The organism is Cellulomonas sp. T2.31MG-18 (assembly GCF_964266755.1).
GTDB lineage: Bacteria > Actinomycetota > Actinomycetes > Actinomycetales > Cellulomonadaceae > Cellulomonas.
On sequence record NZ_CAXWGW010000005.1, the window covers coordinates 148,855 to 160,634 of the forward strand.

The window sequence follows — 11,780 nt, forward strand, 5'->3', positions numbered from 1 at the left end:
CACGACGTGGTGTTTCCTGGGGGACGGTGTGCCGCTGGCGGCTGTGATCGTGCACACCTATTGATCCCACGAGCTCGACGGAGAGTCATGTCTTCCCACCCCACGGGGCCACTGGTCCCGCGTCCCGGCAGCCTGCGAGCCGTCGGCCCCACCACGCCGCGCTGGCCGCTGGGACCCGACGGGATCGCCTACGGCGGGGACTACAACCCCGAGCAGTGGCCCGAGGAGGTGTGGCAGCAGGACGTCGAGCTGATGGCGCAGGCCGGGGTGAACCTGGTCAGCGTCGGCATCTTCTCCTGGGCGCTGCTCGAACCGCGCGAGGGTGAGCTGGACCTCGGCTGGCTGGACCGGCTGATCGAGCTGCTGCACGCGCACGGCATCGCCGTCGACCTCGGTACCCCGACCGCGTCTCCCCCCGCCTGGTTCTTCGCCGCCCACCCCGAGGCGCGCGTGGTCACCCGGGACGGGACCGTGCTGGGCTTCGGCTCACGGGGCATGGCCGGCCCCAGCTCACCGGCGTACCGGCAGGCCGCCGTCCGGATCACCACGGCCCTCGCCGAGCACTACGGCCGCCACCCCGCCGTGGTGCTGTGGCACGTCCACAACGAGTACGGCGCGCCGGTGTCCGAGGACTACTCGGAGTCGTCCGCGGCGGCCTTCCGGCTCTGGCTGCGCGAGCGGTACGGGAGCCTCGACGCGCTGAACGCCGCCTGGGGCACCGCCTTCTGGGGGCAGCGGTACGGCGAGTGGGAGCACGTCGGCGTGCCGTCCGTCGCGCCCAGCGTGGTCAACCCCGCCCAGCGCCTCGACTTCGCACGGTTCAGCGACCACGCGCTGCGCGAGTGCTTCCGCGCCGAGCGGGACGCGATCCGCCCGCACTCCGACCGGCCGGTGACCACCAACTTCATGGCGACGGCCTGCCCCTCCACCGACCTGTGGGAGTGGGCGCGGGAGGTCGACGTGGTCTCGGACGACCACTACCTCGACGCCGCCGACCCGCGCGGGTACGTCGGCCTGGCGATGGCGGCGGACCTGACCCGTTCGGTCGCCGGGGGCCGGCCGTGGATCCTGATGGAGCACTCCACGTCGGCGGTCAACTGGCAGCCGCGCAACGTGGCCAAGCGCCCCGGCGAGATGGCGCGCAACGCGTTGACCCATCTGGGCCGCGGCGCCGACGCCGTGCTCTTCTTCCAGTGGCGTGCCTCTCGCTCCGGCGCCGAGAAGTTCCACTCGGCGATGCTTCCGCACGCCGGCACCTCGTCGCGGGTGTGGCGCGAGGTGTGCGAGCTCGGCGCGGTGGTCGGTCGGCTGGGTGAGGTGCGCGGGTCCCGGGTCCGCGCCGACGCCGCGATCCTGTGGGACTGGGAGTCGTTCTGGGCGCAGGACCTGGAGTGGCGTCCGAGCGTGGACCTCGGCCACCGCGAGCGGACGCGGGCGGTGTACGACCGGCTGTGGCGCGACGGCCTCACGGTGGACTTCGCGCACCCCGAGGCGGACCTGTCGGCCTACCCCCTGGTGGTCGCTCCGGCGTCGTACCTGCTCAGCGACGTGGCGGCCCGCAGCCTCACGGCCTACGTCGAGGCCGGAGGCACGCTCGTGGTGATGTGCTTCTCCGGCATCGTCGACGAGCACGACGCCGTGCACCCGGGCGGTTACCTGGCACCGCTGGTCGACGCGCTGGGCGTGACCGTCGAGGAGTTCCTGCCGTTGCGCGCCGGCGAGCGCGTGCGGCTGGCATGGGCCGACGGCGCCGACGACGTCGTGTCCGACGTGTGGGCGGACCACCTGGTGCTGCGCGGCGCGCAGGTGCTGGCGCACTACGTCGACGGGCCCGCGGCGGGCGGCGCGGCGGTCACCCGCCACGTCCGGGGTGACGGCACAGGCTGGTACGTGTCCACGCACCTGACCGGTGAGGGCCTCGCCGCGGTGCTGCACCGGGCCTACGCCGACGCCGGTCTCGCGGCCTCCGAGCTGCCGGACGACGTCGAGGTGGTGGTCCGCCACGGCGACGGCGCCGACTACCAGGTCGTGGTCAATCACACCGAGGAGGCCGTGGCGGTGCCTGCCGAGGGAACGGAGCTGCTGTCCGGGGAACCGGTGTCCGGTGCGGTCAAGGTGCCCGCCGGCGGCGTGGTGGTGGTCCGCGGCCCGATGCGCTAACGTACAATCCGATGGTTGTAGAATTTCTGGACCCGGACACCGTCGACCGCATGTTCGCCGCACTGGCGGACCGGACCCGGCGGGACATCGTCACGCGCGTGCTGCACCACGAGGAGTCCGTCTCCAACCTGGCGCAGCGCTACGAGATGAGCTTCGCCGCGGTCCAGAAGCACGTCGCGGTGCTGGAACGCGCGGGCCTGGTCACCAAGCAGGTGCACGGGCGCGAGCGACTGGTGCGCGGCAACGTCGAGACGGTCCGGGCCGCAGCCCGGCTCCTCGAGGAGTACCAGGAGATCTGGCACGGGCGCCTCGACCGCATCGACACCCTGCTGGCCGAGCCGAACCCCGACCGGCCACCAGCCCAAGGAGGACCCGCATGACCGTGCTCACGTCCGTCACCGACCCGACAGCCCTCACCCTCACCGTCACCGCGCAGTACGCCGCGCCGCCGGCGCAGGTGTGGACCGTCTTCTCCGACCCGCGTCGGCTCGAGCGGTGGTGGGGACCGCCGACGTGGCCGGCCACCTTCGTCGACCACGACTTCCGCCCCGGCGGCCGGGCCACCTACTACATGACCGGACCCGACGGCGAGAAGGCGTGGGGCTGGTGGCGGTTCGTCAGCCTGGAGGAGCCGCGGGCGCTGACGTTCGACGACGGTTTCGCCGACGACTCGGGCACACCGAACCTCGAGATGCCGACCGCGCACGCGAGCGTGGCGCTCGAGCCGGTGGACGAGGGGACGCTGCTGACGATCGTGTCGCGGTTCGACTCCGCGGAGCACCTGCAGAAGGTGCTCGACATGGGCATGGAGCCGGGCATGAAGCAGGCGCTCGGGCAGATCGACGACCTGCTCGCCGCGAGCTGACGGGTCCGCTAGAGCGCGGCGACCACCGTCAGCACCGCGACGGCGTCCTCCAGCGCCGTCAGCCCGTGCCGGGACGGCGGGATGGTGACCAGCTCGCCGGCACCACCCTCCCAGGACAGGTCCCCCGCCGTGAGCCGCATCCGGCCGCGCAGCACCTGCAACGTCGCGTCACCGGGACTGTCGTGCTCGGCCAGCGCACGGCCGGCGACCAGCGCGAGGACCGTCTGCCGCAGCGGGTGACCCGTGCCGCCGTGCACGGTGCGGGACGCGCGGCCGGAGTCGGCGGCGTGCGCCGCGGCGATCAGCTCGTCCGCCAGCGTGTCGAGGTTCGTCGAGTCCATGAGATCTCCTTCGTCGTCCGGGTGCGACCCATCGTGCGCCCGTCCGGCCCGGCATCAGCCCGACCGAACCGCCGCCAGGTGCGCCACGCACAGGTCGGGCTGAGCGAACGGGTCCAGCCGGTCCACCGTCACGGGTGCGGACCACACCTCCATGGCGCCCTGCATGAGCCCGAGGTGCACCGGGCACACCACCGCCGAGCTGGCGCTCGACACCTCGAGGAAGGGGCACCGCCGCAGCCCGATGCGGACCGCGTCGCCGGCAGGCGCGTCGGCCGGCTGCCGCACGCGGTCGCCAGCAGGGTCCGGCTCGCGGAGCACCACGGGGTCGAAGTCCAGGTCGTCCAGCAGTACGACCAGCCGGTCCACCTCGGCGGCCCGCCCGGGCGCGTCCGCTCGCCCACCGGGGCTGCCGGACAGCGCCGCGGGGGTGTCGACGCCCGCAGCCACCTCCCGACCCCAGACCCGGCCCTGCTCGAGCGCCCGCGCGGGGCCGTCCGGCACGCCGTCCAAGGCGGCCGCCAGCACCCGGGCCAGCTGCCCGAACCGCCGCGGACCGGTCCCGTCCATGGCCGCGGCAGGGGCGAACAGCTGCGCCGGGCGACCCGGTGCGCGCCGCACGCTGTCCGCACGCCGCACCAGCCCGGCCGCCAGCAGCGCCTCGAGGTGGAACCGCACCGTGTTGGGGTGCACGTCCAGGGCGGTCGCCAGCTCGGCGATCCCCAGCGGTCGGGCCGCCGCGCGAAGCCGGGTCAGCACCTCCAGGCGGCGGCCGGAGACGCCCGTCCGTGCACCGGCACCCGGACCGACCGGGTCGGCACCGGTCCCGGGCTGGTCCCCCCGCACGGCCTCAGGCGGCGGGGTCGGTGGTCGGCAGGCCGGCGACCAGCGGTGTGTCCACGCCGAGGGCGCCGAGCTTTCCCGCCCCGCCCGGCGAGCCGAGCGGCACCGACCGGCCCGGCAGCGTGTCGGCGAAGAACGCCGCGTTGTCCGCCAGGTACGCCCGCTCCGCGTCCGGCAGGTCGTCCTCGTAGTAGATCGCCTCGGTGGGGCACACCGGTTCGCAGGCGCCGCAGTCCACGCACTCGTCGGGGTGGATGTACAGCGTGCGAGCGCCCTCGTAGATGCAGTCGACGGGGCACTCGTCCACGCAGGCGCGGTCCTTGACGTCCACGCACGGCGATCCGATCACGTAGGTCATGCGACGGAGTTTACACAAGTCCGACTTGTATAAACCCCTCGGACGCGCCTCCTCAGACGCGAACCAGACCGCCGTCGGCGGTCACCAGGTCGGCGTCCGCGTCGTCGAACCAGCGCCCCTGCTCGCCGAGGTAGCGGAACCGCACGTCGGTCCCGGCCGGCACGGTGACCGAGGCGCTGGCGGTGCCGTTGGAGCGCCGGCGCAGCACGTGCACACCCGGCGTCCAGTCGTTGAAGGTCCCGACGACGCTGACCGACCCGTCGAGCTGCGCGACGGGCAGCGCGAACGTGAGCGTGCAGGTGGCGGACTTGGCGGAGCGTGACTTCTTCAGCATGGGTGATCGATCCCTCGTCAGGCCGTGCGACCGCGGGGCGACGGTCGCGGGCCGAGGGTGGCGTGCCGGCGGCTCGTCGGGGAACCGGACACGCCGCCGCTGGTGAGGATGCGACACGGATCACACCCGCGCCGGTGCGCACGGGTGGAGGATCGGAGCACCGACGTCGCAAAGGAGCAACCATGGGAAGCAACCGGGAGCACGGCCGCCGCGGCCCGTCGATCGGCCGGCTCGTCGTCCTCGGCCTGGCCGTCGCAGCCGTCGTCAAGGAGCTGCGCACCCCGGAGGACCAGCGCACCTGGCACGGCGAGGTCGTCGGGTTCGTGCCCTACGACTTCCGGCCGCCGACCGTCGCGCGGTTCAAGGAGCGCGTCTGGGACCCGAAGGGCGACCACCTGCTCAGCCCGCAGGTGTTCGGTGTCGGGTGGACGGTCAACATCGGACGTGTCGTCGAGCTGGTCCGGCGGAAGATCGAGGCCTGAGACGCGTTGAGGCGGACATGAAGACCATCGGCTTCCTGTCCTTCGGGCACTGGACCCCGTCGCCCGCCTCGCAGACCCGGTCCGCCTCCGACGCGCTCCTGCAGTCGATCGACCTGGCCGTCGCCGCCGAGGAGCTGGGCGCCGACGGCGCCTACTTCCGGGTGCACCACTTCGCCCGGCAGCTCGGCTCGCCGTTCCCGCTGCTCGCCGCGGTCGGCGCCCGCACCGGCCGCATCGAGATCGGCACCGCCGTGATCGACATGCGGTACGAGAACCCGATGTACATGGCCGAGGACGCGGGGGCTGCCGACCTGATCGCCGGCGGCCGGCTGCAGCTCGGCATCAGCCGGGGGTCGCCCGAGCAGGTGCTCGACGGGTTCCGATACTTCGGCTACGAGCCCCCGGAGGGCAGCACGGACGCCGACATGGCGCGCGCCCGTTCCGAGACGTTCCTGCGCGTGGTCGAGGGTGCGGCGTTCGCGCAGCCGAATCCGAGCCCGATGTTCCCCAACCCGCCGGGCCTGCTGCGCGTCGAGCCGTACTCCCCCGGCCTTCGCGACCGGATCTGGTGGGGTGCCGGGTCCAACGCCACCGCGCAGTGGGCGGCGCAAGCCGGGATGAACCTGATGAGCTCGACGCTGAAGAACGACGAGAGCGGCCAGCCGTTCCACGTGCAGCAGGCCGACCAGATCCGGCTGTTCCGCGAGGCGTGGACGGCGGCGGGCCACGAGCGGGAACCTCGGGTGTCGGTCAGCCGCAGCATCTTCGCCCTGGTGGACGACCGGGACCGGATGTACTTCGGGCACGGGTCGGAGGACGAGGACCAGATCGGCAACATCGACGCCACCACGCGGGCGATCTTCGGCCGCAGCTACGCCGCCGAGCCGGACGCGCTGATCGAGCAGCTGCGGGGCGACGAGGCGATCGCCGACGCCGACACCCTGCTGCTGACGGTGCCCAACCAGCTCGGGGTCGACTACAACGCGCACGTGATCGAGTCGATCCTCACTCACGTCGCACCGGCGCTCGGCTGGCGCTGACAGCGCGCCGCCGGGCGCTCGTCAGGCCTGGACGACGACGCGGTCCCGTCCCCGCCACTTCGCCTGCAGCAGCATGCTGTCAGCCCGTGCCATCAGGGACAGCGGCACGTCGTCGGAGCGCACCAGCGCGCCACCGCCCGAGACCGTCACGGGCTCGTCACGGCCGAACCGCTCCATCCGGATGCTGGCCACCATGGCGCGCATCTGCTCCCCGACCGCCTCGAGGCCGGTGAGGTCGTCGCACGGCACCACGGCGACGAACTCCTCGCCGCCGAAGCGCGCCAGGTCGCAGCCGTCGGGTGCCGCCAGCCGCAGGCTGTCGGCGACGGCGCGCAGCACCTCGTCGCCGGCCAGGTGCCCGAGCGCGTCGTTCACCTGCTTGAACCGGTCGAGGTCCAGCAGCAGCACGCCGAAGGCGGCCGTCGGGTCCTGGCGCCACGCCGACAGGCGAAGCTCCAACCGACGGTCCAGGTACCGGCGGTTGCCGAGACCGGTGAGCGCGTCGTGGCTCGCCGTCTGGTCCAGCTCGTCGATGCGCTGCCGGTCGGCGCGGTGCTCGGAGTCGTCGCTGAACACCTCCACGGCGCCGATCACCTCGCCGTCGAGGTCGCGCAGCGCGGTCGCGCGCACCCGCACCGGCACCAGATGACCGTCGCGGTGGTGCAGCTGCACGCGGCACGCGCGCGGCTCACCGTCCAGCATGGTGAGCGCGAGCGGGCACCGCCCGGGCCCGCACATCGAGACACCGGCGTCGTCGACGTGGTTGAGCAGGCCGTCGCCGCACCAGCGACCGACGGCCTCGGTGGCCGTGCGGCCGGTCAGCACCTCCGCCGCGTCGTTCCAGTACTGGATGCGCCGCTCGCGGTCCACGACGTAGACCGCCTCGGAGAGCTGCTGGAGCACCTGGGTGTGCAACCCGGTGGGGAGCCCGGCGGGGACGCCGGACGCCCTCGGCGACGCACCGCCCGTGCCCTCCGGCAACCCGCACCACCTCTGACGCCCGCAGCGGACCAGGACGGAGGAACCGTGCCGGCTTTAGCGTCACTACATCGGCATCTGCGCGCCCGCTGCGCCGGACCTAGGTCCCGGTCAGGGGCTCTGACGATTTCTCACCCGCCCCGTGGGCGACGTAGGCCCACGACGCCACGACCAGCACCACGGTCGACGCGACCACGGCGGTCAGCACCGGACCGACCCACGTCACGGGGATGAGGAAGAAGACGTCGAGGTCGGTGAGCGCGGCCGGCCAGCCGTCGAGCACGCGCAGGAACAGGTAGTACGTCAGGTCCCACACCGCGAAGGCGATGAAGAACGCGGCCACCCGGCGCCGCAACGTGTCCGCCGCGAGCACCGCGACCGCGAGCAGCATCAGCAGCGTGGCCGCCTCCCGTGCGACCTCCACCTGGGTGAGCACCGGGTCGACCAGCACGGTGTGCTCCGGCCGCACGAAGGCGATCACCCGCAGGTCGAGGTAGACGTGCTGCGCGGCCACCTCGTAGCCGGCGTGGTAGCCGATCACCCGGCGGAGGTAGTGCACCACGGCCGCCTCGACGTACCCGAAGCCGGTGCCGAACAGCAGCAGCGCGGTCCACGGGACCCAGACCGATCCGTGCGAGCCTCGCCGGTGCGCAGCCACGAGACCACCTCCGATCGTCGTCCCGCCCATCGTGCCGCCCTCCGCCCCTCGGGTGCGGCACCTCCGCCGGGCGCGGCAGCCCGTCGGGCGCGGCAGCCCCATCAGACGGCCGGCGCCCAGGGCCGCCGCGCCGGCGCCGGCCGGTCGAGCGTCGCCCACGCCTCCGCGATCCGCTGGACCGCGGTGACCAGCACGGGTTCCGGCTCACCGAAGGTCAGCCGCAGCCGGTCGTCGAAGGTGCCGTCGGTCCCGAAGGCCGTGCCCGGCACGAGATGGACGCCGCACGCCGGGCCCCGCAGCGCGAGCGCCGTGGACGCCGGTGCACCGAGGTCCACCCACAGGCTCAGACCGCCCGCCGGGGGTCGGGCGCTCCAGCCCGGCAGATGGGTGCCGAGCAGCCCCAGCAGCACGTCGCGCTGGCGCCGCAGGTCCGCACGACGACGGGCGAGGATCGTGTGCCGCTCGGCGAGCAGGCGCACCAGCACCAGCTGGTCGAGCACCGACGTGCCGACGTCCATGCTCGCCCGGCGGGCGGCGAGCCGGGCGACGAGCTCGGGGTGGGCGCGCACCCAGCCGACGCGGAGGCCGCCCCAGTACGCCTTGGAGCTGGAGCCGATGCCAATCACGGCGCGGCCGTCGCCGGCCACCAGCGACGGCGCCGGCTCGCCGAACGCGAGCTCACTGAACGCCTCGTCGACCACGAGCGGCACGCCGGCCCGGGCCAGCCCGCTCCGGACGGCGGACCGGCTCTCCGGGTCCAGCACGGTGCCGGTGGGGTTCTGGAAGTCGGGGATCAGGTAGGCCAGGCGGGGGTCGGTCCGGGCGACGGTGGCCCGCAGCAGCTCGACGTCGACCCCACCTCCGCCGACGGGCACCGGCACGGGTCGGGCACCGGCGGAGCGGACCGCCTCGATGGCCAGCGGGTAGGTCGGGTGCTCGAGCACCACGCGGTCCCCACGGCCGGCGAGCAGGGCCATGAGCAGGTGGATCGCGTGCTGGGCGCCGGTGGTGACCAGGATCTGCTCGCTCGTCGTCGGCACGCCGCGCTCGTCGTACCAGTCCGCGAGCGCCGCGCGCAGGCTCGGTAGGCCGAAGGAGCTGTACCCGCGGCCAGCGACGTGGCGCAGGTCGTCGACGGCGGCCTCGCACGCGGCGGCGAGCTCGGGGGGCTGACCGGGCGCCGCCTTGGTCAGGTCCAGCAGGTCCGCACCCGGCAGGTCGGAGAACCGGGGCGAGGGTCGCACCCCGCCGGGCAGCGCCGTGACGGTGCCGGAGCCCTGCCGGCTGACCAGGTACCCCTCGCCCCGCAGCACGTCGTAGGCGGTGGACACCGTCGTCCGGGAGATGCCGAGCGCGGCCGCGAGCTCACGCTCCCCCGGCAGGCGGGTTCGCGGCGGCAACGCTCCGGCGAGCACGGCGGACCGCAGTCCGTCGGCCAGCGCCGCGTACGCCGCCCCGGAGCCGGCGCAGCCGTCCATCAGCGCCGCCACCCGGTCCGGACCGACGCGACGGTCGCTGCTCACGCGCACCAGGCCACTGTCGGGCAAGTGGCCCTGGAGCACAAGGCCACTTGTGTCGCAGGATCGCCGTCGTGACCACCGCGATCAGCCCCGCCGACGGCCGGCGCACCACCACCGGCCGGCTCCACCTGCGCCGCGGCGCCCAGCTCGCCGTCGGCCTGGCCCTCTACCCCGTGTCGATGGCCCTGCTGGTGCACGCCCGCCTCGGCGCGATGCCGTGGGACGTGCTGACGCTCGGCATCCGCCGCCACACGCCGCTCTCCTTCGGGCAGATCACCCTCGTGGTCTCGGTGCTGGTGCTCGCGGCGTGGTGGCCGCTGCGGCAGCGGCCCGGCATCGGCACGATCGCGAACGTCGTGGTGATCGGCGTGCTCGTCGACCCGGTGCTGAGGCTCCTGGACCTGCTGCCGCACCTGTCCCTGACGTGGCGCGCGGCGATGCTCCTGGCCGGGGTGGCGCTGAACGCCCTGGCGACGGCGCTGTACATCGGGGCCCGCCTGGGTCCGGGGCCGCGCGACGGCCTGATGACCGGGCTGGTGGCCCGCACGGGCTGGTCCGTGCGAGTGGTCCGGACGTCGATCGAGGTCAGCGTGGTGCTGGTCGGCTGGCTGCTGGGAGGTGCCCTGGGCGTCGGCACACTGGTGTACGCGGTCGGCGTCGGCCCCCTGGTGCATCCATTGCTGGCCCGGATGACGGTGCGCCAGCGCGGTTGACCGCCCGCCGCGGCTGACCGCCGCGCGCTACTCGATGACGGCGAACAGCAGGCCGCCCAGCATCGCCATGTTCTTCTGGAACTGGAGCTTCTGAGCGGCACGCTTGGCCGGGTCGTCGATCCGCCAATAGGGGTGGCCGGCGACCGACGTCGGCAGCAACGAGGCCGCGAGCACGGCGGCCGAGGTGCGGGGCAGGATGCCGAGGGCGAGCGTCGCACCCGCCACCAGCTGGGCCGCACCGTTGGCCTTCACCAGAGCTTCGTCGTCCGCGGGCAGCGGGACCACCTTGCGCAGGGTGCCCAGGGTGCCGGCCGCCAGGTCCACGCGGCCGCCCGGCTCCTTCACCACCGCGTACCCGGCCTCGACGAACAGCCAGCCGGTCAGCCCGCGGGCGGCGGTCCGCAGCACCGCCCGCCCTGCCGTCCCCAGCACCGACCGATCTCCGCGAGCACCCGACATCCGACAGACCTCCGCTCCGGCACGCCGCTCGGCGGCCCGCGACCATCGTCTCCCCGCGGTCGGCGTCCGCGCGCGATGGGCGGACGCTCCCGGCTCCGCCCGACGCGGAGGCGACCCGACGGGTCGACGTGGGACCTGCGGGGCACACTGGCGAGATGGACGACGCCGCGCTCGACGACGCGGCGCGCACCACCTACCGGTACCTCCGCGTCTCCGTGGTGGCGCTCACCCTGCTGCTGGCGGTCTCGCTGACCCTCGAGGTCGCCCGCGGCGGGGAGCGGTTCGGCTCGATCAGCGGGTACTACTACTCCCCCGTCCGCAGCGTGCTGGTGGGCACCCTGATGGCGATCGGCCCGGCGCTGATCGCGATCAAGGGCCGCCCCGGCTGGGAGGACACGCTGCTCGACCTCGCCGGCATGGCGGTGCCGCTGGTCGCGTTCGTCCCGACGCCGCGCGAGCTGGGCCCCGAGGTCTGCGGCCCCGGCACGGCCAGCTGCGTGCCGCCGGAGTACGTGCCGGCCGTCCGCAACAACGTGACGGCCCTGCTAGTGGTGGGCGCCCTCGCGCTCGGCGTCGCGTGGTGGGGTGCCCGACGTCGCGGCCGTCCGGCCGCCATCGGCCTCACAGCCGCCAGTGCGGCGTGGCTGACGGTCACAGTGGTGTTCGTCGTCGCACCGCACCTGTTCCTGCGGGTGGGTCACTACGCGGCCGCGGTCGTGTTCTTCCTGCTCACGGCTGCCGTCGCGTGGCTCGCCGGTCGACGAGCCGGCGAGCGGACGGACCTGCGGCTGATGTCACCGGACCGGTACGGCCGGGCATACCGCACCATCGCCACCCTGATCCTCGCGACGCTCGTCGTCGGCGCCGGCGTGGTGGGCGGCGCCCGGCTGCTCGGCCTCCGGCCCTGGTTCGGCACGGTGTTCGTGGTCGAGTCGGTCCTGCTGGTGCTCTTCGTCGTGTTCTGGGTGCTGCAGACCGCCGAGAACTGGGACGACGAGGCCGTCGAGCACCGTCCTGGCACCGAGGGCTGAC

General features: G+C 73.8%; 15 protein-coding genes. 7 read left to right on the plus strand and 8 right to left on the minus strand.

All coding sequences use genetic code 11. The features are described 5' to 3' along the window. Positions 1-87 precede the first annotated feature (87 nt). The 3 genes from ACFQTY_RS16740 to ACFQTY_RS16750 are packed head-to-tail and all read left to right on the plus strand — an operon-like array spanning position 88 to position 3,025. A complete protein-coding gene (locus tag ACFQTY_RS16740; protein WP_378102783.1) occupies positions 88-2,160 on the plus strand; it encodes a beta-galactosidase in 2,073 nt (690 codons plus the stop codon). A gap of 50 nt (positions 2,161-2,210) precedes the next feature. Then, positions 2,211-2,540: an ArsR/SmtB family transcription factor gene (locus ACFQTY_RS16745; protein ID WP_378102786.1), complete on the plus strand. Its 330-nt coding sequence runs from the start codon at positions 2,211-2,213 to the stop codon at positions 2,538-2,540. Continuing rightward, entirely contained in the window at positions 2,537-3,025 is a 489-nt protein-coding gene (locus ACFQTY_RS16750; RefSeq protein WP_378102789.1) for an SRPBCC domain-containing protein, read from the plus strand. The genes ACFQTY_RS16745 and ACFQTY_RS16750 overlap by 4 nt, the downstream gene beginning before the upstream one ends. A gap of 8 nt (positions 3,026-3,033) precedes the next feature. Here the strand turns inward: ACFQTY_RS16750 and ACFQTY_RS16755 are convergent, their stop codons facing one another. The 4 genes from ACFQTY_RS16755 to ACFQTY_RS16770 are packed head-to-tail and all read right to left on the minus strand — an operon-like array spanning position 3,034 to position 4,898. After that, positions 3,034-3,366, minus strand: coding sequence for a cupin domain-containing protein (locus tag ACFQTY_RS16755; RefSeq protein ID WP_378102793.1), 333 nt, complete (start codon positions 3,364-3,366; stop codon positions 3,034-3,036). A gap of 54 nt (positions 3,367-3,420) precedes the next feature. Further along, complete coding sequence (locus ACFQTY_RS16760) at positions 3,421-4,209, minus strand: helix-turn-helix transcriptional regulator (protein WP_378102796.1); 789 nt, start codon at positions 4,207-4,209, stop codon at positions 3,421-3,423. Between the two features lie 4 nt (positions 4,210-4,213). Then, entirely contained in the window at positions 4,214-4,564 is a 351-nt protein-coding gene (gene fdxA / locus ACFQTY_RS16765; RefSeq protein ID WP_378102799.1) for a ferredoxin, read from the minus strand. A gap of 52 nt (positions 4,565-4,616) precedes the next feature. Then, positions 4,617-4,898 (minus strand): isoamylase early set domain-containing protein, encoded by a 282-nt coding sequence (locus tag ACFQTY_RS16770; RefSeq protein WP_378102802.1) that lies wholly within the window; start codon positions 4,896-4,898, stop codon positions 4,617-4,619. Between the two features lie 182 nt (positions 4,899-5,080). On the opposite strand from ACFQTY_RS16770, the gene ACFQTY_RS16775 reads away from it, so the two are divergent. Continuing rightward, positions 5,081-5,380: a DUF5808 domain-containing protein gene (locus tag ACFQTY_RS16775; protein ID WP_378102805.1), complete on the plus strand. Its 300-nt coding sequence runs from the start codon at positions 5,081-5,083 to the stop codon at positions 5,378-5,380. A 17-nt stretch (positions 5,381-5,397) separates the two neighbouring features. Next, positions 5,398-6,420: an LLM class flavin-dependent oxidoreductase gene (locus tag ACFQTY_RS16780; protein WP_378102808.1), complete on the plus strand. Its 1,023-nt coding sequence runs from the start codon at positions 5,398-5,400 to the stop codon at positions 6,418-6,420. Positions 6,421-6,441: 21 nt separating this feature from the next. Here the strand turns inward: ACFQTY_RS16780 and ACFQTY_RS16785 are convergent, their stop codons facing one another. The 3 genes from ACFQTY_RS16785 to ACFQTY_RS16795 form a co-directional block, all read right to left on the minus strand. Continuing rightward, positions 6,442-7,401 (minus strand): diguanylate cyclase domain-containing protein, encoded by a 960-nt coding sequence (locus tag ACFQTY_RS16785; RefSeq protein WP_378102810.1) that lies wholly within the window; start codon positions 7,399-7,401, stop codon positions 6,442-6,444. 97 nt (positions 7,402-7,498) lie between these two features. Continuing rightward, positions 7,499-8,056, minus strand: coding sequence for a hypothetical protein (locus ACFQTY_RS16790; protein ID WP_378102813.1), 558 nt, complete (start codon positions 8,054-8,056; stop codon positions 7,499-7,501). 101 nt (positions 8,057-8,157) lie between these two features. Beyond that, complete coding sequence (locus ACFQTY_RS16795) at positions 8,158-9,585, minus strand: PLP-dependent aminotransferase family protein (RefSeq protein ID WP_378102816.1); 1,428 nt, start codon at positions 9,583-9,585, stop codon at positions 8,158-8,160. A gap of 62 nt (positions 9,586-9,647) precedes the next feature. Between ACFQTY_RS16795 and ACFQTY_RS16800 the strand changes: the two genes are divergently transcribed. Further along, on the plus strand, positions 9,648-10,289 hold the full coding sequence (locus ACFQTY_RS16800; protein WP_378102818.1) for a YitT family protein: 642 nt from the start codon (positions 9,648-9,650) through the stop codon (positions 10,287-10,289). A gap of 27 nt (positions 10,290-10,316) precedes the next feature. Here ACFQTY_RS16800 and ACFQTY_RS16805 read toward each other — a convergent pair whose 3' ends face one another. After that, on the minus strand, positions 10,317-10,721 hold the full coding sequence (locus tag ACFQTY_RS16805; protein WP_378102821.1) for a DoxX family protein: 405 nt from the start codon (positions 10,719-10,721) through the stop codon (positions 10,317-10,319). A gap of 182 nt (positions 10,722-10,903) precedes the next feature. On the opposite strand from ACFQTY_RS16805, the gene ACFQTY_RS16810 reads away from it, so the two are divergent. After that, positions 10,904-11,779: a hypothetical protein gene (locus ACFQTY_RS16810; protein ID WP_378102824.1), complete on the plus strand. Its 876-nt coding sequence runs from the start codon at positions 10,904-10,906 to the stop codon at positions 11,777-11,779. Position 11,780: the final 1 nt, after the last annotated feature.

Excerpts from the sequence above, each read along its gene's own strand:
- ACFQTY_RS16740 (WP_378102783.1), top strand. The coding sequence starts at position 88 with ATGTCTTCCCACCCCACGGGGCCACTGGTCCCGCGTCCCGGCAGCCTG.
- ACFQTY_RS16745 (WP_378102786.1), top strand. The coding sequence starts at position 2,211 with ATGTTCGCCGCACTGGCGGACCGGACCCGGCGGGACATCGTCACGCGC.
- ACFQTY_RS16750 (WP_378102789.1), top strand. The coding sequence starts at position 2,537 with ATGACCGTGCTCACGTCCGTCACCGACCCGACAGCCCTCACCCTCACC.
- ACFQTY_RS16755 (WP_378102793.1), bottom strand. The coding sequence starts at position 3,366 with ATGGACTCGACGAACCTCGACACGCTGGCGGACGAGCTGATCGCCGCG.
- fdxA (WP_378102799.1), bottom strand. The coding sequence starts at position 4,564 with ATGACCTACGTGATCGGATCGCCGTGCGTGGACGTCAAGGACCGCGCC.
- ACFQTY_RS16770 (WP_378102802.1), bottom strand. The coding sequence starts at position 4,898 with ATGCTGAAGAAGTCACGCTCCGCCAAGTCCGCCACCTGCACGCTCACG.
- ACFQTY_RS16775 (WP_378102805.1), top strand. The coding sequence starts at position 5,081 with ATGGGAAGCAACCGGGAGCACGGCCGCCGCGGCCCGTCGATCGGCCGG.
- ACFQTY_RS16780 (WP_378102808.1), top strand. The coding sequence starts at position 5,398 with ATGAAGACCATCGGCTTCCTGTCCTTCGGGCACTGGACCCCGTCGCCC.
- ACFQTY_RS16810 (WP_378102824.1), top strand. The coding sequence starts at position 10,904 with ATGGACGACGCCGCGCTCGACGACGCGGCGCGCACCACCTACCGGTAC.